Here is a 20271-nt window from a genome sequence, read left to right as displayed (position 1 = left end):
AGTTTTACAAAGACAACGTTTAAATTTATATACAAAGCTTCGGTGTGATTACCGAAGCTTTTTTTTGTGTGTTGGGCTTAATTTCCGTGACAACGAAAACATCCAAATCTACTTTTTAATCGTATCTTTTATTTGTATACCAATTAATAAAAATTGTAAGACATAAAATCCTTATATTACCATACTTTTATTACTTTTACGACATCTTTACAATAACGCCTTATAATTACATTTAACATATGGGATTTTTTGATTTCCTGACAGAAGAAATCGCTATAGATTTAGGTACTGCCAACACATTAATTATTCATAACGACAAGGTTGTAGTTGATGCGCCTTCGATAGTTGCCAGAGACAGGATTTCGGGTAAAATCATTGCTGTTGGTCAAGAAGCCAACATGATGCAAGGTAAAACACATGAAAACATTAAAACGATTAGACCTCTAAAAGATGGTGTAATTGCAGATTTTGATGCGTCTGAACAAATGATAAGTCTGTTTATTAAAAATATTCCTGCTTTAAAAAAGAAATTATTTACGCCTGCTTTACGTATGGTTATTTGTATTCCGTCTGGAATTACAGAGGTAGAAATGCGAGCTGTAAAAGAAAGTGCTGAGCGTGTTAATGGTAAAGAAGTATACTTAATACACGAACCTATGGCTGCTGCTATTGGTATTGGTGTGGATATCATGCAACCTAAAGGAAATATGATTGTTGATATTGGTGGTGGTACTACTGAAATTGCAGTGATTGCTTTAGGTGGAATTGTTTGTGATAAATCTGTAAAAATTGCAGGTGATGTGTTTACAAACGATATTATTTATTACATGCGTACACAACACAATTTATATGTTGGTGAGCGTACTGCTGAAAAAATTAAAATTCAAATTGGTGCTGCTACAGAAGATTTAGACCTTCCACCAGAAGACATGAGCGTACAAGGTCGTGATCTTTTAACTGGTAAACCTAAGCAAGTACAAATTAGCTATAGAGAGATTGCTAAAGCTTTAGATAAATCTATTTTACGTATTGAAGATGCTGTTATGGAAACTTTATCTCAAACACCTCCAGAATTAGCTGCTGATATTTACAATACAGGTATTTATCTTGCAGGTGGTGGATCTATGCTACGTGGTTTGGATAAACGTCTATCTCAAAAAACAGATTTACCTGTTTATATTGCTGAAGACCCATTACGTGCTGTAGTAAGAGGAACCGGAATTACACTTAAAAACATTGCTAAATACAAAAGCGTATTGATCAAGTAGTAACTATAACTAAATGCAACAAATTGTAAATTTTATACTTAAAAACAAAGCGTTTTTGTTTTTCTTGTTGCTGTTTGGTATTGCTATTGGATTAACAATACAATCACACAACTACCATAAAAGCAAGTTTATAAATTCGGCTAATAGTATTACAGGTGGTGTTTATAATACTAGCAACTCGGTTACTAGTTATTTTGGTTTAAAAGAAGAAAACGAAAAATTACAAAAAGAAAACACCTATTTAAAGTCATTGTTATATAATCAACAAGATCCTACAAATACTTTTGTGGATACGACTTTGTTTCAAAAAAAATATAAGTTTACCTCTGCTAAAATTATAAAGAATAGTTACAATTTACAAAACAACTATTTAACTATAAACAAAGGAGTAAACGATAGTATTAAACAAGATTTAGGTGTTGTGTCTACTAACGGAATTATTGGAATTGTAGATAATACCAACAGTAGTTACGCAACTGTAATTTCTATATTAAACACAACTAATAAAATAAGTGGTCAACTTAAAAACTCTAATCATTTTGGAACTTTAAGTTGGAACGGACAATCACCAGATTATATACAACTTACAGATATTCAGAAAAATGCAGTTGTATCTAAAGGAGATACTATAATAACATCTGGACGATCGGCAATTTTCCCAAAAGGTATTTTAGTTGGTGCTATTGAAGACCACCAATTGGATGCTACTAAAAATTATTTTGAAATTAATATAAAATTATTTAACGACATGACTAACCTTGAGCATGTCAATATAATAGAAAACAAAGACAAACCCTTAATAGACGATTTATTAAACACCAATGAATAACCTATTATCCATACATACTGTTAGGTTTATTGTATTAATACTACTTCAAGTATTAGTGTTTAATAATATTAATTTTATGGGTTATATCAATCCATACGTTTACGTTTTATTCATAGCTTTATTTCCTGTAAAAAACAATAGACTTACATTTTTATTTTTAAGCTTTTTGTTAGGATTAAGTATTGATATATTTATGGATTCTGGTGGTATAAACGCAGCAGCAGCACTACTAACAGCTTATGCTAGACCTATTATTTTAAAGTTTAGTTTTGGTGCAATTTATGAGCATCAAGCAGTAAAATTTAATAACATAGATTTTGGTCAACGTGTAACTTATATTTTACTATTAGTTTTAATACATCATCTAACTTATTTTTTATTAGAAATTTTTAACGTTTCTAAAATAATTTTTGTGTTACAAAACACGTTGTTCTCAGGTATATTTACTATTATACTATGTATTTTAATAACATATATTTTTAGTTCAAAATCTAAATGAGAAAATTTTTACTGCTTTTTTCTGTTATCGTTGTTGGTTTAATATTTACAGGTCGTTTATTGTATTTACAAGTTATTAAAACAACAGACTATAATCTATATCAAGATAATGCTATACGTAAAGTGTTTGATTACCCTAAACGTGGTTTTGTTTACGACAGAAATGGACAACTTTTAGTATCTAACCAACCGTCTTATGATGTGATGGTAATACCTAGAGAAGTCAAAGCATTAGACACATTAGAGTTTTGTAATCTTTTAAAAATAGATAAAGAAACCTTTATTAAAAAATACGATAAAGCATATCGCTACTCACCAAGACTACCTTATGTTTTTGTATCACATTTGTCCAAAGAAGACTATGCTGTATTACAAGAAAAGATGCGTAAATATGAAGGTTTTTATATTCAAAAAAGAAATCTTAGAAAATACGAAACCACTATTGGAGCTAACGTTTTAGGTGATATTGGCGAAGTTAATAACCGAAATATTAAAAATGATAGCTACTATCATTCGGGTGATTTAATAGGTAAAGCTGGTGTTGAAGCATCCTATGAAGAAACACTGCGTGGGCAAAAAGGAATCAAGTTTATACAAAAAGATAGATTTAATCGTAATATTGGTCCTTATAAAGACGGAATTTATGACACACTTCCTGAGTCTGGAAAAGATATTAAAATAACCATAGATGCTACCTTGCAAGCCTATGGAGAATTATTAATGACCAATAAGCGAGGTGGTGTTATAGCAATAGAACCAGAAAGTGGTGAAATACTAGCTATGATATCAGCACCAACTTACAACCCAAATAGTTTAGTAGGAAGAAACCGAAGTAAAAACTATACTAAACTTTACAGAGACTCAATAGCAAAACCATTATTTAACCGAAGTTTACAAGGAGTTTATGAACCTGGTTCACCTTTTAAATTAATGAATGCCTTAATTGCTCTACAAGAAGGTGTGATTTCTACAGAAGAAAAAATAACATGTTATAACGGTCTTAAATACGGTAAAAAAGCCTTTATGAAGTGTCACTGTGGCTATGGTGTAAAAAATGACTTATCAAGAGGTATCCAACAATCCTGTAATGCATATTTCGGGACTGCATACAAACGTATACTTGATAAATACGACAATGCTTCTATTGGTATTGACAATTGGAGTAAACATGTTCAAAGTTTTGGTCTCGGAAATTTTTTAAACAACGATTTATATGTTGGTCAAAAAGGACGAATACCTAATAGAGAATTTTATAGCAACGCTTATCCTAAACGTTTTTATTCTACTTACACCATGTCGAATGCCATCGGGCAAGGTGAAGTTAGGACTACACCAATACAATTAGCCAACATGGTAGCTGCAATTGCTAATAGAGGTTATTACTTTACACCACACATTATAAAAAGTATTCAAGACCAACCTTTACCTGAAAGCTTTACAACACCAAAACATACAACCATAGACAAACAACATTTTGATCCTGTTATAGAAGGTATGTTAAAGGTATATGAAAAAGGTACAGCAGAATCCTTGCAAGTAAAAGACATAGAAATTGTTGGGAAAACAGGTACAGTAGAAAATTTTGTAAAAATAGACAGTATTAAAACACAATTAACGGATCACTCCATTTTTGTAGCATTTGCACCAAAAGACAACCCAAAAATTGCAATAGCTGTTTTTGTAGAAAATGGATATTGGGGAAGTCGTTATGCTGGGAAAATAACCAGTCTAATGATTGAAAAATACTTAAAAGGAAGTATTAGCAGAACAGATTTAGAAGATTGGGTGTTAAATCACACGTTAGAAAACGAATATGCCAAACCTTATTCTGGAGAACCTTTTAAAATAAATGGTCAAAGCCAATTACAAGTGGTCAAACCAGAAGAATTTTATAAACTTAAAAAACGACTAAACCAACTAAATTAATGTTAAGACAAACTGATAGACATTACAAATTTGACTGGTTAACCATTCTACTGTTTTTTATACTAGTTATTTTTGGTTGGGTAAACATCATATCTGCTTCACACTCTGGAGAAGCTTTAGAATTTTCAAATTTTTCTCATTACTACAGCAAACAACTTATTTTCATTGCGCTTTCTGTAGTACTAATAATTTTGGTTTTATCAATAGAGTCTAAGTTTTACGAACGTTTTTCTAGTATCATATATTTTTCAGCATTACTCTCTTTAGCTGGCTTATTTATTTTTGGAAAAAACATTAATGGAGCCACCTCTTGGTATCCTATTGGTAGTTTTACCTTCCAACCTGGAGAATTTGCAAAAGTAGCAACTGCTTTAGCTGTAGCTAAATATGTAAGCGATTTAAATACAGATATAAAACGATTTAATGATCAACTTAAAACATTTGCAATAATAGTTGTTCCTGCTTTTTTAGTTTTATTACAACCTGATGCTGGAAGCGCAATTGTTTATGGTGCATTTTTCTTTGTATTGTACAGAGAAGGCTTACCACACATGTATTTAATAGTTGCAGTATTACTTATTTTACTCTCTATTTTCGCTTTAAAACTTGGAGCTACAAGCACACTGTTAACAACTGCAATTATTGTACTAACCTACTACTTTACACGCAAAAAGCGTCCTTCTATTTTTCAACCTATTGTAGTAATACTTTTATGTACTGCTTTGGCTTTTAGTGTCCGTTTTTTTTATGATAATATATTACCAGCTCACCAAAAAGACAGAATTACAATATGGCTAAGTTTAGAGAAAGATCCTGATAAATTAGAGCGAATGAAAAAAACGGTCGCTTACAATTTAAACGAATCTGAAAAAGCAATAAGCAGTGGTGGTTTTAAGGGAAAAGGCTTTTTGGAAGGCACACGTACAACCGGAAACTTTGTCCCAGAACAACACACTGATTATATTTTTAGTACTGTTGGTGAAGAATGGGGTTTTGTAGGAAGTTTCTTAACCGTACTTGTCTTTTTATTATTAATTATAAGAATTTTAATTCTTGCCGAACGACAAAAAAACCAATTTAGCAGGATGTATGGCTATGCTGTTGGCTCTATTTTGTTTTTACATTTTTTAATCAATATTGGTATGGTTATGGGATTAATACCAACTATAGGTATACCTCTACCATTTTTTAGTTATGGTGGATCTGGACTTTGGGGATTTACTATTTTGGTGTTTATTTTTATAAAACTAGACTCAAACCGTATTAATGAGTGGTAAAACAAGAAATTAGCATATTATAAAAACATAAAAAAACCCTTAAAACGTAATTATTAAAAGGGTTTTTAATTTAGCTATTAATCAATTTATAGATTGTAAATAAATCTTGCTGTTACAAATCTAGGCTGTATAAAATACTCGCTTGTACTTACAGATAAGGCTCCATTACTATTTTGTATTCTTGAAGCTGTATCTAAAAGGTTAGTTGCTTTAAGCTCATATTCCCATTTACTATCACTACTTTTTCTATATGCTAAGTTTGCATTCCATAGACCAAAACCATTACTATCTCCATCAATAGTTTGACGACTATACGTATAATCTGTTTTAAAAGTAAACGTTTTAAAAATTAAAGCATCAAACTCAGCTGAAGGTGCGTTGGTATAAATTTTAGTTGTACGATCTCCTTGATCACTATTAGTTAAACCATAACGGTAACTCAACTCAAAATTTGGTGCATTGTTAAAGTTAGAACGTAATTGTGCAGTATAACTTTGTGTGTAATTTTGATTAACCGAAATTTCTTCATTTATAAATTGACTAAATTTTGTATAACCAAAAGTCCCTCTTGCACTAGCTTGAAGTTTTCCAAATCGTCTTTGAAAACGTCCACTAACATTTAAACTTTCATCTTCTAAACCAGAGTTAAATGGAGTACTTATTCTAATAACAGATCCTGGTTGAAACTCTGATACGTTTCTAATATTATCAATGTTTTTACTATAATTAACAAATGCAAAAACATTAGTATAATTAAACATATTAAAACTAAAATAACTTAAGTTGACATTATGAGATAAAGAACTTTCTAAATCAGGATTACCTGCAAACGTCGAATTATAACTATTTAACACTACTGCTTCAGCAAATTGATTAACATCTGTAAACTGAGTTTGCATTTTATAAGTTAAATTTAAAGTTTCGCTACCTTTTAACTGTACACGTACATTTAAATCTGGTAAAACTCTAAAAAAGTTATCCGTAGTTTTTGTTCCAAATTGTTTATTAACTGCACTATATGCATGTGCTGATACACCTGGACTTATTGTAAATTTACCAGTTTTAATACGGTAATGTGCACCTAAATAAACATCACTAAAAGTATATTTAATATCATTCTCGTCTGACAAACCTTCTAGTGTTGTGTCTGTTTCTAAATCGCTTCCATCATCTAAAGTCTGAAATAAATTAGAATCAAATTGCTGATTACTATATATAGTTCCGACAGTAAAATTAATATCGCTTTTCTTATTTAAAATATTCCAATAATCTACTTTAGCATCTAATTGGTTTGTCTTTACACGCTTTTCTTGATTAACATCATATGTTACTTGTGTACCATCTAATCCTAAGTCTTGAGCTGTATCATCAAAAGGATCATTATCAGCATCATTATTATTTAAAGGATTATTTTGTAGAATAGCATTATAAAAAGGATCTTCATCTTGTAATAAATGTTGAACAGAAAGTGCAAAAATATTATCCTCATCCATGGTATAATAATAATTCAAGTTTTGATTTATTTTAAAGGGAGTTGTCTCTTCGTTTTGATCAATTTGTCCAATAACACTAGAAAAGGTTCCGTTTAACTGTTCGTCTTTAGACACTCTTCCAAGTATATCATAATCTAACTGATTATTAGGATTGGGCTTATATTTTGCACTAAATTTAAACAACCCTAAATCACTTTTTTGTTTGGTATTACTAGACGTATTTTCATCCGGAATATCTAAAGATTGATCTGTGTAAAATACCGAGCTATTTTCTTGCAACTCTATTCTGCTACTTGCTAATATTGCAAATCCGCTTAAATCCAAAGTGCTTTTAGGTGAAAAGCTAAAGTTAGCAGCTGCAAATTTTGTATCAATACTTTTAGCTTGATTGTTTTGTAATTGTCTAAACCCTAAATCGTTACTTCCTAAACTAATATTGGTACCACTTTGCTGACTAGGTTGTTGGAAGCCACCTGAAAAATTAAACATATCACGACGTGATAAAGCTAACTCACCAATATTATTTAAGTCACCAATAAAATTGATACTTTTTGCTGGACTATAATAAAATAATTTAGGTTGAAATAAATATAATTCACCTGATTTTGAATCTCCTAAACCACCTGTAACAGTTCCGAACCAGAAGTTTTTCTTTCCTTCTTTTAATTTAATATTTATTGCAATATTATCTTGATTGTTAGTTACACCACTAAGCTGTCCAACTTCACTATAATTTTTCAAAACTTGCACTTTATCTATTGCATTAGCAGGAATATTTTTGGTCGCTAATTTAGTATCTCCATCAAAAAACTCTTTACCATCAATCATGACTTTACCAACAGCTTTACCTTCGACCTCTACTTCACCATCATCATTAATTTCTACTCCTGGCATTTTTTCTAGTACATCACCAAGTTTTCTTTCTGTTCCGTTTTTAAAAGAATCTGCATTGTAAGTAATTGTGTCTCCACTTATGGTTACTGGCATTTCATAGGTGATTTCAACTTCATCTAAACTATTATCTATAGACATCGTATAATTTTTAGTTATATCAACTTCTTTAGTATTAATAGTTTCAGAAATTTGTTGCATTCCTATATAACTAACCTGAATACTATAAGCCGAATTGACATCTAAATTTAATTTATATCGACCTTTATCATTAGTAATAGCATAAGCTTCTAAAGCCTTAGTTTCTTGATTTATAGCAACCACATTGGCCAGCTCTAAACCAACACCTAAACTATCTTTGACAACTCCCTCAAATTTAACTTGAGCAAAAGAAGTTGTAACCACTAATAAAAGTAGTAGTGTAAATATGTGTTTCATAAGTTTTTTTGATTGGTTTATTTAAAAATTAATTACGACCACGTCCACCACGACCTCCTCTTGATCTAAACATTTCGCGCATTTCTTCCATTTTCTTTTTAACAGTAGCTTGATAATCTTCTTGAGAGATTTCTTTACCCTTAGTTGGTTTTTTAATTTCATCTTTATCTGCTGGATTTAACACAATTTTGGTACACAAAATTGTTGTACGTCCAGAGTTAACCTCTAAAATTAAACCTGGCAATCCCCAATATTCGCCTGGCCCACTATTTACTGGAATACTCATAGTATACCAAGCAGTAACCTCTACTTCTTCAGGTATTTCAATATTTTCAAAAGGATCTTTATCTCCTTTTACCTTTGTACTATCTTGTTTAGCTTCAGCTGTATCTTTTTTATCATTATCTTGTCTTCCATCTTTTCCTCCTCTACGTCTCATATTCGTCCAATCAGCAGCATCAACTTTTTTTGTTGCTGTAGCTTTAAAACATGTATATTGTCCAATTTGCTTAGACTCACCACTCATTTTCCATTCAAAAGTTGTAAGACTATCTTTGATTAAAAATTGTTTTCCAAAAAACTCCTGATCTTGTAATAATTGATTGTCTTTAACGTTTTTGTAAACAGTTCCAGCAGAGGTCATTCCTCCAAATCTAAAACCACGTCCACCACCTGGCGACTCTAAAGCTTCATCTTCTTTATATGTTGATTCGGTTTTATTAAAATCTAAAATAAATGTTTTTTCAAGCATACTTTTCATACGCTCTGTGATTGCCTTTTTACGTTCAGGACTCATATCACGACCACCAAAACTTTCCATATCTACAGTAGTTTTTGACATGTATATAGCTTGACCCTGAAAACTATCTTGAGCAAAGCTATTAGCGGTAATAACCATAACCAATGCAATAGTTAGGCTTTTAAAGGTAGATTTTAATCTCATTATTATATGTTTATTGTATTAATACTATGTTAAGACCTTATAGAATCTTAATAGTTTAATTATTAAATGTTAAAAAAATGCTAATAATTAAATTTGTAGACTTAAATATTAACTTGTTACATTTTGGATTACTTTTTGTACATTGGTAATTCATGAAATATATCCTAATCACTATTTATTTTATATCAGTTTCATTATTGGCGCAACAACCAATAACCACACAACTAATACAAAAAGATAGTATAAATGCAGACCTTTTTATAGCTAAAAATAATTTTGACAATCTTTACATCATTAAAGACAATATTTTAATTAAAAAAAGTAAAAACAACACTTATAATTACAGTAGTATTCAGTTAGGAAACATTACCAGTGTACACACTTTTAATCCATTAAAAATTAATGCTTTTTATGCAGATCTTAATACAGTAGTTATTTTAGATAATAGGTTAACCGAAATATTTAAAATAGACTTTAACGCATTAGATAGTTATAAAAATATTTCACACATAACAACAGGTTTTGACAATACGCTTTGGTTATTTAATCAAGATTTTCAGTATTTGGAGCTATATGATTACAAAACACAAACTACGCGTTATAAAACCATACCAATAACCTCAAAAGTTTTAGGCATAACCAGCAGCTATAATTACTGTTGGTTACTTACACAAAACTACCTGTACTGCTATAATTATTTTGGAAGTTTGGTTTATAAAATAAAAAATGACAACTATTTAAGCGTAAAAGTAAACAATGAAGATCTAGTAATAAAAAAAGAAAATGGATTAATTTATTATAATCACAAAACCAAGTCTCTGTCTTCCATGGCATTACCAAATATGTTAATAAGTCAGTTTTCTGTAACCAATCAAATCCTGTATATTTACAGTCGCAAAACACTTTATCAATACCAATTTAAAATAGACTAATCATGCACGTTGCCATAGCAGGAAACATAGGAGCAGGAAAAACAACGCTTACAAATTTATTAGCCAAACATTTTAATTGGGAAGCTCAGTTAGAAGACGTTGTAGACAACCCATATCTTGACGATTTTTACAATCAAATGGAGCGTTGGAGCTTTAATCTACAAGTTTACTTTTTAAATAGTCGTTTTAGACAAGTATCACAAATTCGCGAAAGCGGAAAAGATATTATTCAAGACCGAACCATTTATGAAGATGCACACATTTTTGCACCTAACTTACATGCGATGGGCTTGATGACCAACCGTGATTTTGAAAACTACAAATCCCTTTTTGAGCTAATGGAAGGTTTTGTTGCAGGACCAGACTTACTAATCTACTTACGAAGCTCCATTCCAAATTTAGTCTCTCAAATACATAAACGTGGACGTGACTATGAAAACTCAATAAGCATCGACTATTTAAGCAGGCTTAATGAGCGTTACGAAGCTTGGATACATGGTTACAATAAAGGCAACCTATTAGTAATAGATGTAGACAATATGGACTTTGTGGCAAATCCTGAAGACTTAGGATTTATAATTAATAAAATAGACGCCGAAATAAACGGCTTGTTCTAAAAAAATAATTTGGGCGTTACCTTTATCCTGAATTTAGTTCAGTATAAACGTCGTGCTATCCGTTATATCTTTTTTATTTGTTTTATAACTATTTTGCTCATAATTCATAAAACAGTAAAACAATATAAAAAAGGATGCCACTACTATCACTAACGCAGGCTTACTTGATAAGCCCATGACTTTTAGCATGTATAATAGCCTCTTTGCTAGAGTTAACTAATAACACAGGTGTGTCTTTATAATTAGACAACAAGTCCTTAACACGTTTAGTCTTACGCTTATCATCCACACTTCTTAAATACACAGCCTTAATCCTATTAGGATACGTATTTACTAATTTTAAGTAAATATCAGGATCGTGCTCTCCACTATCACCAACCAAAATAACAGGTAAATCAGGATAAGTTTTCAAAATATTTTCAATCTCCAACTGCTTATCTGGCTTACAAGTCGAAGACTTTTTTTTAAAAATGGTTTTAAAACTTCTAAGTAAAATAGGACCTTTAGGAAAATTATTAGTTCTTAAAAAAAACTCTAAATAGCGATACAAATTCCAAGGACTGTGGCTAACATAAAAAATAGGATTAGCCTTATTACCACTTGGACCTTTATGTAATAAGTGATAAAAATCTGCAGCACCTTCTAACGGAATTCTATTTTGGGCATGTTTTAAAAACGTATTATATAATACACGCCATTTTAAAATAGATACAACACCTGTGTGTAATATTGTATCATCAATATCACTAATCACAGCAAAATCAGAATCTAATTTTGGTATTAATAACTCGGCTGGGAATTTATTTTTATTTTGAATGGTCCTCTTTATAGATGGCTCACTGTAAGATACTTCAAAATTTAACCAACCTTCACTATTAATTAATAGCTCCAATCCATCAATATTTTCTTCAATTTTATAATAACCATCTTTATCAGTTTGGACATAAAACACCTTATTATTAGGTAAAGTCACCTTTAACTTAGTATTTTTGATTTCGTCTGTTTCAAATCTTTTCCACGTATTTAAAATAAGATTATACAAACTTTTTTGATCTAAATCAATAGTCTCATCCTCTAACGCACGTCCACGATGATAGAAATGGTTTGACGTACCATAACTTAAAAACGAAATAATTTGTAACGGATCTTTCCTAAACCAACTCATTACCTCAAATATAATACAAAAAAAACCTGCTAATCAAATTAGCAGGTTTAAAATTTTTAATTTTAAAGGACAGATTAACCTTTTGTAATATTTACGTTCTGAATTATTTTTTTATTGGCTTCATTGGCTTGATTATTATCTTTTTCAAAGTCCTTAATTTTTGCTTCTACATCTAACTTAGAACCTTCAAAAGTCTCCTCTTTAGTTACCACTTTTCCGTTTTCAATTACAGTATAAACTATTGTAGCTACAGCTGTATTATTTTCAATCTTCATTTCCTTTTCAATAGTAATTTCTTTGGTATTAGCGACACCAGTTTCTGTATGACCTCCTAAAATTGGAGCAATTACTAAACCTATTAAACAGGTTAATTTAATCAATATATTCATAGATGGACCTGAAGTATCCTTAAACGGGTCACCAACAGTATCTCCTGTTACTGCTGCTTTATGCGCATCACTTCCTTTAAAGGTCATTTCGCCATTAATTTCTACACCAGCTTCAAAAGACTTTTTAGCATTGTCCCATGCTCCACCAGCATTATTTTGAAAAATTGCCCATAAAACACCAGACACAGTTACACCTGCCATATAACCTCCTAACATTTCGGCTATAGCCATAGGATTCATTCCAAATAACATTGGTACAAAAGCAATAACCAAAGGAAATCCGATAGTTAATAAACCAGGCAACATCATTTCTTTTAAAGACGCTTGTGTAGATATTGCTACACATTTATCGTATTCTGGCTTACCTGTACCTTCCATAATACCAGGAATATCTTTAAACTGACGACGGACTTCTTGTACCATCTCCATAGCTGCTTTACCAACTGCATTCATAGCTAAAGCTGAAAATACAACTGGTACCATACCTCCTACAAATAACATTGCTAAAACAGGTGCTTTAAAAATATTAATTCCATCAATACCTGTAAAGGTTACATAAGCTGCAAATAGTGCTAATGAGGTTAATGCTGCAGAGGCAATAGCAAATCCTTTACCTGTAGCTGCAGTTGTATTTCCAACCGAATCTAATATATCTGTACGCTCTCTAACGATAGGGTCTTGCTCGCTCATTTCTGCAATTCCACCTGCATTATCAGAAATTGGTCCAAAAGCATCAATTGCTAATTGCATAGCTGTAGTAGCCATCATAGCAGATGCTGCTAAAGCGACACCATAAAATCCTGCTAAAGCATAAGAGGACCAAATTGCTCCTGCAAATAGCAATACAGAAGGAAAAGTAGAAATCATACCTGTTGCTAATCCTGCAATAATATTTGTTCCTGCTCCTGTACTAGATTGTTGTACAATTTTTAAGATTGGCTTTTTACCTAAGCCAGTATAATACTCGGTTACAGAAGAAATCACTGCACCAACAAATAATCCAACTAAGGTTGCATAAAAGACACGCATCGAAGAAATTTCTAGAGTACCTTCACCAAAAAATTTCATTTGCATAGTCTCGGGAAGCATCCAAGTTACTAATCCAAAACAAGCTGCTGCAACTAATGCAATTGACACCCAGTTACCTAAGTTTAAAGCTCCCATAACTTGAGCTTCTTTAGCATCATTACTTTTAATTTTTACTAAAACAGTACCAATTATTGAAATAATAATACCTGCTCCAGCTATTGCCATAGGCAGCAAAATAGGACCAATACCACCAAATGCATCAGCTATATTTCCTCCCATATCTTTTATAACATAATTACCTAAAACCATTGCTGCTAATACTGTTGCAACATACGAACCAAATAAATCGGCTCCCATACCAGCAACATCACCAACATTATCTCCAACATTATCTGCAATAGTTGCTGGATTTCTAGGATCATCCTCTGGAATTCCTGCTTCTACTTTACCAACTAAATCTGCACCAACATCTGCAGCTTTAGTATAAATACCACCACCAACACGTGCAAATAATGCAATAGATTCTGCTCCTAATGAGAAACCAGCTAAAGTTTCTAGGACTAAAGTCATATCATCAGTATTGGTCCAACCCTCAGGCATAAACACAAACTTATAAAACACAATAAAAAAAGCTGTTAAACCTAACACTGCAAGTCCAGCAACACCAAGTCCCATAACTGTACCTCCACCAAAAGAGATATTTAAGGCTTTTGGTAAACTAGTTTTAGCAGCTTGAGTTGTTCTAACATTTGTTTTAGTTGCTATTTTCATTCCAATATTTCCTGCGAAAGCAGAAAATACAGCTCCAAAAATAAATGCTATTACAATTAAATAACTAGTTGTTGGCACAAAATAAGCGACCACTGCTAATAGCACACTGACTATAACTACAAAAACAGCTAGCAATCTGTACTCGGCATTTAGAAAAGCTAAAGCACCTTGGTAGATATGATCTGAAATCTCTTTCATTTTTCCATCTCCAGCGTCTTGCTTCATAACCCAAGATTGTTTGACAACCATATAAATTAAGCCTAAAATTGCCATAACAATAGGCATCCATATCATCATTGATTCCATATAAGTTTTTTTGATTAATTAGTATTAATAGTTTTTTAGTTCTCGTAAATGTAACAAAATCAATTAAAACAAAAATATTAATATCTAATATTTTTAACCATTAAATAAAGATATCATCAATAAAACACATCAAGAAAAGCACAATACTAACTAATCATCAAACCAAACAACAAATATCACAACCAACACTATTAATTGAAACAATAAAAAAAGCCTTTCACTTTATAAAGTGAAAGGCTTTAAAATTATGTTATATTTTTTACTAATTAGATAGCAAAAGTACGTTTATCTTTATGTTCGCTTTTATCATAACGATCAACACATTCGTGAAAGATTTTTACAGCTTCTTCAGCATTTCCCCATCCACCTGTATCTACTTTTTTCTTTTCTAAATCTTTATAAACTTTGAAGAAGTGTTCGATTTCTTTTAATCTATGTGGATTTAAATCACTAATATCATTATTATTACTCCAGATTGGATCTGAAACTGGTACACAGATAATTTTTTCGTCTGGTCCTTTTTCGTCTGTCATATGGAAAACACCAATTGGTCTAACTTCCATTACTACCATTGGATATGTTGGTTCATGACCTAAAACTAAAACATCTAATGGATCACCATCTAATGCTAATGTTTCTGGTATAAAACCGTAATCTCCTGGATACATCATTGAAGAAAATAACATACGATCAAAACGGATTTTATTTAATTCAAAATCGTATTCATATTTATTTCTGCTTCCTTTTGGTATCTCTATTAATACGTCAAATGTTAGATTTGCTTCTTGACTCATAAACTTTATATATTGGTTTTATTTAAGCTAAATTATATTTCAAATTGAACTTTTTCAGATTGCGAAAGTACGAGATTTTTAAGGTTTTGACAAGATAATTTTGCGGATTTACATAGCCTACTTTAGGTATTGTTAAAAATAAAATCCAAAACTACCTGTAACACCAAATTTTCTGGCGTCAGGATTAGTTATTGGATTTAGATAGTTTCCTCTAAAATTAAAATCTATTCTAAACACTTTAAAGATGTTACCTACACCAACACTATACTCGTAATAAGCTTCTTTACTTGGTGCTCTATACAATAATCCAGAGGCATTAATAGCTCTATTTTCTTGACTTACATCTCCTATCACACCTCTTGCTCCAACAATGGCTCTTAAATTATATTTTTTAAGAAATGGAATACGGGAAAATAAACGACCATTAAAATTATGCTCTATGTGTAATGTTGCATATTCATCGGTTACAAACTCGTAAAAATCTAAATTAGAAAATGTGTTATATATTGAAAAATAACTTTGATTACCAGGTACTACACTTAGCAATCCTAATGGCACTTCTCCAAAAATCTTACCTGCTTCAATGGTAGTAAACAGGCGTCCAAATCCACCTAAAGACCAAGGTTGTGTGTAAGAAAACTGTAAGCGTGTATAATCAAAATCACTATTTAAAATACTTTTATCTCCTAAGGTTATTTGTGCAAATAGTCTTGCAAAATCATCATTTTTAGTACGTCGTTCTACACCAAAACCTGTCATTTCTCTTTTAGGAAAAAAGGACATTGACATTGAGGTTTCGTATTGTTTAATTTCTGACTCTGTTGTTGTTTGGGTATTGTCTGTGTAATAATCCAAACTAAACGTTTGCGATGCAGACTCTAACGTCCTGTAACTTGTACTTAGACGAGTTATAAAGTTTCTAAAGGGCTCAGCTTCGATTGATAATGTACTTAAATTTATATTTGTTAACTTATCATTAATCCCAGTTCCAACTACAGAGCTACTGGCTAAACTTCGACCTAAAACATCTGTACTAGTGGTTAAACTGGCTCCTATCTGCTCAACATCTCTTCGATTACCTCCAGAAATAATTAAACGACTTTTTTTATCTAATAACCATTTACCAGATAATCCATATTTAAATTTATTATCTCTAAATCCGTAGGCTGTAAATCCTTCAATTCGCCATAAATCGTTTTGTCCAAAATAGGTACGTCCTCCAGCTCTAAGTCTTAAACCTTCAACATCATTGTAACCAAAGGTTGAAAAAATAGGTCCATAATCTAAATTTAAATCAGGAAACTCTATATAACCAGATGCTAAAATACTTCCTAAGTTATACAGACGTTTAAACTTTTTGGTATTTTTAAGCGAGTCTAACATGACATAAACTCCTTTTTCGTCTTTATTTAAGGATTCCATTCTGCTTTTCTCCCAAAAGCTATCATCTTGATTGTATAAATCTTGATCAAAACTATATACTTTTTCTTTGTAAAATTTTGGGTCTTTCTCGATATCAAACTTATAATTATCATATAAGGTTGTACGCTTTCCATAAATACCTTTGGATTTTTCTTTTTTATTAAAAGCAAAATCACTCATAAAATAATCACGTTTTATAAGAAAGACTGAATCGTTTAACACTTCAAACTCTTGCTCTATATAAATTTCTTTTACCCAGTTTATATTAGCACTTTTAGAGGCTTGCATGTTAATTTCTTTAATTGCATAAGTGGTATCTGCAACCCAAAAATCGCCTTTAAAAGTTAGTTCGTTTTTACGTCTTGGATAATAAATAATGTTGTAACACCATTTATTGTCTATGTAACTACTGTCTGCTAAAACGTAATTATAGGTTTGGATCCCTGTTCTAGAAATTGGACTTGTAAAGCTTTTGTCAAAAAACTTTAAATAGTTATCGTAGACATCATAATCTGAATACAAATCGTCTACAAAATCTATAATAATTTGGTTATTACTAAAACCAGAATTTTTGTTTCCTTTTAAAACGTCACGTTTTTGATTAATTAAGTTATCTCCATAAACTTGACTTGAAGACTCATTAATAAACATGGGCAAATAGGTTTTACCTGTAACGCTTGAAGTATCTACTTGCTCAAAAACAAACTCCATACCTTTAAACAATTTACTTTCTATTAAAGAACTGTCTATAGTATTAAGGTCAAACTCTACTTTCTCATATTTATCGTATTGGTATTGTTTGTATTTTTTTAATCCGTTACTACGCTTATTAGCCCAAATTTTTCTTAAAATATCAATAGCAGGATTATTTTTTTTAGGTTGTTTACCAGAAACAATTACAACTTCATCAAGAGCTGCAACTTCTTCTTTTAAAACCACTTTTAAATCATAGTTTACTTTTTTATCCAATGAAATTTCTTGGGTTTCAAAACTAATAAAAGACACTAGTAACGTGTCCCAAGTATTATCATCTTCCATGTAAAAACGTCCATCTTCGTTGGTTATTACTCCAACAGAACTCCCTTTAAACACTACATTTGCAAAGGAAACTGGTTGGTTATTCTCATCGTAGACATGTCCACTAACTTTAGTTTGTGCAAATGTACAAATGGTACCAATAAGAAAACAAAAATAAAAAAGTCTACTAGTCATATTTGGGGATTAAAAAACAAAAAAGCTTCATCAACAAAACGTGCTAATGAAGCTTTTGATATATCTAAATGTACATTTTTTATTTGTACATTACTTTTTTTACAGCTGCAATAACATCTTTATGGTCTGGTAACCATTCTGCTAACAATACTGGAGAGTATGGTGCAGGTGTATCTGCTGTATTAATTTTTACTACAGGAGCATCCAAATAATCAAATGCTTCACTTTGTACTAAATATGTGATTTCAGTTGCTACATTACCAAAAGGCCAAGCTTCTTCTAACACAATTAATCTATTCGTTTTCTTAACAGACTCTAAAATAGCTTTTCTATCCATTGGACGAACCGTACGAAGGTCTATAATCTCACAAGAAATACCTTCTTCTGCTAATTTATCTGCAGCGATATAAGCTTCCTTTATAATTTTACCAAACGATACAATTGTTACATCTGTTCCTTCTCTTTTAATTTCTGCAACTCCTAATGGGATAGTGTACTCACCTTCTGGCACTTCACCTTTATCACCATACATCTGCTCACTTTCCATAAAAATCACTGGATCGTTATCACGTATTGCAGATTTTAATAATCCTTTAGCATCATATGGATTAGATGGGACAACTACTTTTAAACCTGGTGTGTTTGCAAACCAATTTTCAAAAGCTTGAGAGTGTGTTGCTGCTAACTGACCTGCACTTGCTGTAGGACCTCTAAATACTATTGGGCAATTAAATTGTCCTCCAGACATTTGTCTAATTTTAGCTGCATTGTTTATTATTTGATCTATACCAACCAATGAAAAGTTAAACGTCATATACTCTACAATTGGTCTGTTACCTGTCATGGTTGATCCAATAGCAATACCTGCAAAACCAAGTTCTGCAATTGGTGTATCTATAACACGTTTTGCACCAAACTCGTCTAACATACCTTTTGACGCTTTGTAGGCACCATTATATTCTGCTACTTCTTCACCCATTAAAAAAATGCTTTCATCTCTGCGCATTTCCTCGCTCATTGCTTCGCAAATAGCTTCTCTAAATTGAATTGTCTTCATCTAAATAATAATTTGAAAAGCAAAAATAACAATAAATGAAAAACTTTTAACTAAAGAATTATTTAAAATTTACTATGCATGCATAGTATTTTTAAGAAATAAATAATTATCTTCGTAACCGTAAGATTTAAGAGCTTTTTATAATCTTAAATTTTATCGAAATTTAAAGAAAAGTTAGACTAACTATATCGTTATAGTTGATTAAATCTAACATAAAAGAACTCATAAAAACAGAATAAATATGAAAATTTTAGTGTGTATTAGTCATGTGCCAGATACGACATCAAAAATTAATTTTACAGATGGAGATTCAAAATTTGACACAACAGGAGTACAATATGTAATTAATCCAAATGACGAATTTGGTTTAACTCGTGCTATGTGGTTTAAAGAAAAACAAGGTGCATCTGTAGATGTAGTTAACGTTGGAGGTGCTGAAACAGAACCTACATTACGTAAAGCATTAGCTATTGGAGCAGATACTGCAATTAGAGTAAATGCAGAAGCTAAAGATGGATACCAAGTTGCTAAAGAAATTGCAAACGTTGTAAAAGAAGGTAGTTATGATTTAGTCATTGCTGGTCGTGAATCTATAGACTACAATGGTGGAATGGTACCTGGTATGGTTGCAGAAATGATTGAAGCTAATTTTGTAACTAACTGTATTAGTTTAGAGTTAGACGGAACAAATGCTAAAGCTACAAGAGAAATTGATGGAGGAAAAGAAACTGTTAGCACAACTTTACCTTTAGTTATTGCAGGTCAAAAGGGATTAGTTGAAGAAAGTGATTTACGTATACCTAACATGAGAGGTATCATGATGGCTAGAAAAAAACCTTTAACAGTTGTTGAGCCAACAGGTGCTACAGTAGAAACGACTACTGTTAAATTTGAAAAACCAGCTCCTAAAGGTGCAGTAACATTAGTTGCTCCAGACAATTTAGACGAGTTAGTTAGCTTATTACATAACGAAGCTAAAGTGATTTAATTTAAAATTAATTCATCCCAAATTTG

15 protein-coding genes are annotated in these 20271 nt (G+C 31.3%); 8 read left to right on the top strand and 7 right to left on the bottom strand.

The window, feature by feature from the left end; genetic code table 11:
• Positions 1-239: 239 nt before the first annotated feature.
• The 5 genes from JAO71_RS05275 to rodA are packed head-to-tail and all read left to right on the top strand — an operon-like array spanning position 240 to position 5798.
• The gene (locus JAO71_RS05275) at positions 240-1268 is read left to right on the top strand and encodes a rod shape-determining protein (protein WP_028289556.1); all 1029 of its coding nucleotides are present in this window, start codon (positions 240-242) and stop codon (positions 1266-1268) included.
• A 13-nt stretch (positions 1269-1281) separates the two neighbouring features.
• Positions 1282-2097, top strand: coding sequence for a rod shape-determining protein MreC (gene mreC, locus JAO71_RS05270; protein ID WP_202999402.1), 816 nt, complete (start codon positions 1282-1284; stop codon positions 2095-2097).
• Positions 2090-2596 carry a hypothetical protein gene (locus tag JAO71_RS05265; protein ID WP_028607332.1) on the top strand — a complete coding sequence of 169 codons (507 nt, stop codon included), beginning with the start codon at positions 2090-2092 and terminating at the stop codon, positions 2594-2596. The genes mreC and JAO71_RS05265 overlap by 8 nt, the downstream gene beginning before the upstream one ends.
• A complete protein-coding gene (mrdA, locus tag JAO71_RS05260) occupies positions 2593-4521 on the top strand; it encodes a penicillin-binding protein 2 (RefSeq protein WP_054851890.1) in 1929 nt (642 codons plus the stop codon). The genes JAO71_RS05265 and mrdA overlap by 4 nt, the downstream gene beginning before the upstream one ends.
• Positions 4521-5798: a rod shape-determining protein RodA gene (gene rodA, locus JAO71_RS05255; protein WP_202999400.1), complete on the top strand. Its 1278-nt coding sequence runs from the start codon at positions 4521-4523 to the stop codon at positions 5796-5798. The genes mrdA and rodA overlap by 1 nt, the downstream gene beginning before the upstream one ends.
• A gap of 86 nt (positions 5799-5884) precedes the next feature.
• On the opposite strand, the gene JAO71_RS05250 is transcribed toward rodA, so the two are convergent.
• Positions 5885-8620, bottom strand: a complete 2736-nt coding sequence (locus JAO71_RS05250) for a TonB-dependent receptor (RefSeq protein ID WP_202999398.1) — start codon at positions 8618-8620, stop codon at positions 5885-5887.
• Between the two features lie 28 nt (positions 8621-8648).
• The gene (locus JAO71_RS05245; RefSeq protein ID WP_202999396.1) at positions 8649-9563 is read right to left on the bottom strand and encodes a GLPGLI family protein; all 915 of its coding nucleotides are present in this window, start codon (positions 9561-9563) and stop codon (positions 8649-8651) included.
• Positions 9564-9715: 152 nt separating this feature from the next.
• Here JAO71_RS05245 and JAO71_RS05240 point away from each other — a divergent pair, with 152 nt between their 5' ends.
• Positions 9716-10495: a hypothetical protein gene (locus JAO71_RS05240; protein WP_202999394.1), complete on the top strand. Its 780-nt coding sequence runs from the start codon at positions 9716-9718 to the stop codon at positions 10493-10495.
• A 2-nt stretch (positions 10496-10497) separates the two neighbouring features.
• A complete protein-coding gene (locus JAO71_RS05235; RefSeq protein WP_028289548.1) occupies positions 10498-11112 on the top strand; it encodes a deoxynucleoside kinase in 615 nt (204 codons plus the stop codon).
• A 160-nt stretch (positions 11113-11272) separates the two neighbouring features.
• Here JAO71_RS05235 and JAO71_RS05230 read toward each other — a convergent pair whose 3' ends face one another.
• From JAO71_RS05230 to JAO71_RS05210, 5 genes are all read right to left on the bottom strand, one after another.
• Positions 11273-12277 carry an App1 family protein gene (locus JAO71_RS05230; protein WP_028607326.1) on the bottom strand — a complete coding sequence of 335 codons (1005 nt, stop codon included), beginning with the start codon at positions 12275-12277 and terminating at the stop codon, positions 11273-11275.
• A gap of 74 nt (positions 12278-12351) precedes the next feature.
• Positions 12352-14772 (bottom strand): sodium-translocating pyrophosphatase, encoded by a 2421-nt coding sequence (locus JAO71_RS05225; protein WP_116824134.1) that lies wholly within the window; start codon positions 14770-14772, stop codon positions 12352-12354.
• Between the two features lie 266 nt (positions 14773-15038).
• Positions 15039-15566, bottom strand: a complete 528-nt coding sequence (locus JAO71_RS05220) for an inorganic diphosphatase (RefSeq protein ID WP_028289545.1) — start codon at positions 15564-15566, stop codon at positions 15039-15041.
• A 132-nt stretch (positions 15567-15698) separates the two neighbouring features.
• The gene (locus JAO71_RS05215; protein WP_202999392.1) at positions 15699-18200 is read right to left on the bottom strand and encodes a DUF5686 family protein; all 2502 of its coding nucleotides are present in this window, start codon (positions 18198-18200) and stop codon (positions 15699-15701) included.
• Positions 18201-18279: 79 nt separating this feature from the next.
• Complete coding sequence (locus JAO71_RS05210; RefSeq protein ID WP_028289543.1) at positions 18280-19257, bottom strand: pyruvate dehydrogenase complex E1 component subunit beta; 978 nt, start codon at positions 19255-19257, stop codon at positions 18280-18282.
• A gap of 241 nt (positions 19258-19498) precedes the next feature.
• Between JAO71_RS05210 and JAO71_RS05205 the strand changes: the two genes are divergently transcribed.
• Complete coding sequence (locus tag JAO71_RS05205) at positions 19499-20245, top strand: electron transfer flavoprotein subunit beta/FixA family protein (protein ID WP_028289542.1); 747 nt, start codon at positions 19499-19501, stop codon at positions 20243-20245.
• The last annotated feature ends 26 nt before the right edge of the window (positions 20246-20271 follow it).

Source organism: Olleya sediminilitoris (genome assembly GCF_016785945.1).
In the GTDB taxonomy this organism is placed as follows: domain Bacteria; phylum Bacteroidota; class Bacteroidia; order Flavobacteriales; family Flavobacteriaceae; genus Olleya; species Olleya sediminilitoris.
This window is presented reverse-complemented; position numbering and strand designations above follow the sequence as displayed.

Bases quoted from the DNA above. Each gene is read 5' to 3' on its own strand.
- JAO71_RS05245 (WP_202999396.1), bottom strand. From the start codon at position 9,563: ATGAGATTAAAATCTACCTTTAAAAGCCTAACTATTGCATTGGTTATG.
- JAO71_RS05220 (WP_028289545.1), bottom strand. From the start codon at position 15,566: ATGAGTCAAGAAGCAAATCTAACATTTGACGTATTAATAGAGATACCA.
- JAO71_RS05210 (WP_028289543.1), bottom strand. From the start codon at position 19,257: ATGAAGACAATTCAATTTAGAGAAGCTATTTGCGAAGCAATGAGCGAG.
- rodA (WP_202999400.1), top strand. From the start codon at position 4,521: ATGTTAAGACAAACTGATAGACATTACAAATTTGACTGGTTAACCATT.
- JAO71_RS05265 (WP_028607332.1), top strand. From the start codon at position 2,090: ATGAATAACCTATTATCCATACATACTGTTAGGTTTATTGTATTAATA.
- JAO71_RS05240 (WP_202999394.1), top strand. From the start codon at position 9,716: ATGAAATATATCCTAATCACTATTTATTTTATATCAGTTTCATTATTG.
- JAO71_RS05235 (WP_028289548.1), top strand. From the start codon at position 10,498: ATGCACGTTGCCATAGCAGGAAACATAGGAGCAGGAAAAACAACGCTT.
- JAO71_RS05215 (WP_202999392.1), bottom strand. From the start codon at position 18,200: ATGACTAGTAGACTTTTTTATTTTTGTTTTCTTATTGGTACCATTTGT.
- JAO71_RS05250 (WP_202999398.1), bottom strand. From the start codon at position 8,620: ATGAAACACATATTTACACTACTACTTTTATTAGTGGTTACAACTTCT.
- mrdA (WP_054851890.1), top strand. From the start codon at position 2,593: ATGAGAAAATTTTTACTGCTTTTTTCTGTTATCGTTGTTGGTTTAATA.
- JAO71_RS05230 (WP_028607326.1), bottom strand. From the start codon at position 12,277: ATGAGTTGGTTTAGGAAAGATCCGTTACAAATTATTTCGTTTTTAAGT.
- JAO71_RS05225 (WP_116824134.1), bottom strand. From the start codon at position 14,772: ATGGAATCAATGATGATATGGATGCCTATTGTTATGGCAATTTTAGGC.
- JAO71_RS05275 (WP_028289556.1), top strand. From the start codon at position 240: ATGGGATTTTTTGATTTCCTGACAGAAGAAATCGCTATAGATTTAGGT.
- mreC (WP_202999402.1), top strand. From the start codon at position 1,282: ATGCAACAAATTGTAAATTTTATACTTAAAAACAAAGCGTTTTTGTTT.
- JAO71_RS05205 (WP_028289542.1), top strand. From the start codon at position 19,499: ATGAAAATTTTAGTGTGTATTAGTCATGTGCCAGATACGACATCAAAA.